The 2,706-nt window shown below is 63.4% G+C and carries 2 protein-coding genes; both read left to right on the forward strand.

The features are described from left to right. The first annotated feature begins 36 nt into the window (after nt 1-36). Nucleotides 37-1,725 (forward strand): efflux RND transporter permease subunit, encoded by a 1,689-nt coding sequence (locus GY725_12490; GenBank protein ID MCP4005004.1) that lies wholly within the window; start codon nt 37-39, stop codon nt 1,723-1,725. An 85-nt stretch (nt 1,726-1,810) separates the two neighbouring features. Beyond that, nucleotides 1,811-2,706: hypothetical protein (locus GY725_12495; protein ID MCP4005005.1), on the forward strand; the 896-nt coding region annotated here is incomplete at its 3' end.

A 2,706-nucleotide genomic window follows, 5' to 3' on the forward strand; every position in this document is an offset into this window, starting at 1 on the left:
CGCTGGCGGCGGTTCCAGGATTTCTTCGCAGGCGGCATGACTCACGTGGCCCAGCACTGGTATCGGCCCTTCCTGGTCCGCGTTCTGGATTGGCGTTACACCGCGTGGGCCGCGAGCGTGGGAATGCTCGCACTCACGATCGGTGTTCTCGCGGGCGGGCGCATCGCATTCAGCTTCTTTCCTCCAATCGAGGCGACACACCTGGCTGCGCGCTTGACCATGCCCCAGGGAACACCGGTCGAGGTCACCGAAGAGGCGACGAATCTACTGGTGCACGCGGCCGGGGCCCTGCGCGAGAGGCTCGATCCCGAGTACGCCCCCGCGGGTGGATCGATCATCAGGCACGTCCTCTCTACCGTCGGTTCGCAGCCGCTCCGAGCCGGCCAGGCTTCCAGCCCAGCATCCGGTGGAGCATCGTCAGCATCGTCGGGCTCACACCTCGCGGAGGTCGTTCTCGAACTCCTGCCGTCTGAACAACGGGAGATCAGTACGAGCGAAGTCGCCAGGCACTGGCGCGAGTTGACCGGTGGTATTCCGGACGCAGTCGAACTCGCGTTTGCCTCTGAGCTGTTCTCGGTAGGGGAGGCCATCAATATCCAGTTCCAGGGCACCAACGTCGACGATCTGCAAGCGGCGGCCGATCGTATGAAGGAGGTTCTCGCAGGCTATCCGGGCGTGATCGATATCGCCGACTCATTCCGAGCCGGTAAACAGGAAGTAAAACTGGCGATCCACCCGTCGGCGGAGCCGCTCGGTTTGACCATGCGCGACCTGGCGCGGCAGGTTCGGCAGGCGTTCTACGGCGAAGAGGCGCAGCGAATCCAGCGGGGACGCGACGATATTCGCGTCATGGTCCGCTATCCCGAGCATCAACGGCGCTCGCTGGGGGATCTGGAGAACACGCGCATCCGAACGCCCGACGGAACCGAAGTACCGTTCTCGACGGTGGCCGACGCGCGGTTGGGTCGAGGCTTTGCCGCCATCCGGCGCACGGATCGCCAACGCGTGGTCAATGTGACTGCGGACGTCGATCGCAGCATCACGACGGAGAACGAAGTCCTGGCGAGCGTGAAGCAATCCGCCCTGCCACTGATCCTGGCCGACTATCCATCGGTCTCCTACGGACTCGAAGGTGCCCAGCGCGAGCAGTCGCGGTCTTTCGCCGGGCTGCTCAATGCCTACGTGATTGCGCTGATGGCGATCTTCGCACTTCTGGCGATCCCCCTGCGATCCTATGCGCAACCCCTGGTCATCATGAGTGTGATTCCGTTCGGACTCGTCGGCGCGATCGGGGGGCATCTGCTCATGGGGCGCGATCTCGCCTTCATGTCGATCGTCGGGATCGTTGCGCTCTCCGGCGTCGTTGTGAACGATAGTCTGGTCCTGGTCCACTACGTGAATCAACGCCGGGCGGAGGGCGTAGCGCTCGCGGACGCGGTGACCCGTGCCGGTGTCGCCCGTTTCCGTCCGATCGTCCTCACTTCTCTGACCACCTTTGCAGGGCTGACGCCGCTGATGCTCGAGCGCAGCATGCAGGCGCAGTTCCTGATTCCGATGGCGATCTCCCTGGCATTCGGCGCATTGTTCGCGACAGTGATCAGCCTGCTGGTCGTGCCCTCCCTGTACCTGATCCTGCGCGACTTCGAGCAGGCGTCAAAGCGCTTCTTCAGAAGAGGCCCGGATTCGACCTCGGAGATCGCGAGCCAGCCCGCAACCCAGGTCTGAGAACGACCGAAATTTCTCTCGCGGGAATACGGAGATGTGCCGCCGCAGTAGCACCGTGCTGAGAAATGCGGGCTAGATTGTGAACGTGTTCAATCCGACCGATCCGCTTCTGGTACTAGCCGTCGTTCTGGTGGCCGGGATGTCTCTGGGCGCCGCCGCGAAACGCCTGCGCCTGCCGAGCATTTCCGGCCAGATCGTCGCCGGTGTGTTGCTCGGACAGGCGGGTCTCGGACTGTTCGAACGAGAGGCCGTCGAGGCGCTTCAACCGCTCACCCACTTCGCACTCGCGCTGATCGGCGTGACCGTCGGCGCGCACCTGAATCTGGGGCGGCTGCGCAATGCCGGAAAGCGACTCTTCTATCTATTGATCGCTGAGGCGACGATCACACCGATCCTCGTAGGTGGAGTGCTCTACGGACTGGGCGATCTTTCGCTGACGACCGGCATGCTGTTTGCGGCTCTGGCGGTGTCGACGGCACCGGCAACGATCGTGGCGCTCGTGCGCGAGACCCGAGCGACCGGCGTGTTCGTCAAGACCGTGGTCGCCGCAGTCGCCATCAACAATATGGCGTGCATCTTCCTGTTCGAGGTTGCGCGAGGAGCGGGAAGCGTGCTGGCCACGGGGGAGCTGGCCTCTGGGAGCCCGATCGGCAGCATGGGCGGGGTGTTTCTCGATGTGGGTGCACGACTCGGTGCTGCACTCTTGTTGGGAGGCGCTGCTGCATGGCTGACGCAGACGCTGACCCTGCGCGTGGTGAGATCCGATCGGCTCGCAACCGTTTCGGCCGTTTCGATTCTGCTCACCTTCGGTCTCGCCTCGCATCTGGGGTTCTCGCCCCTTCTGGCCTGCATGGCCCTCGGGGTGGTTCAGACCAATCTCAATCCGTCGCGCGATCGATTGGTCGATTCGGTCTTCGAAAACTTCGAGCCTGCGATCCTGTGTGTGTTTTTCACTCTGGCCGGATTGCATCTGGACTTCGC

The sequence above is a fragment of the bacterium genome, from assembly GCA_024226335.1.
Taxonomy (GTDB): domain Bacteria; phylum Myxococcota_A; class UBA9160; order SZUA-336; family SZUA-336; genus JAAELY01.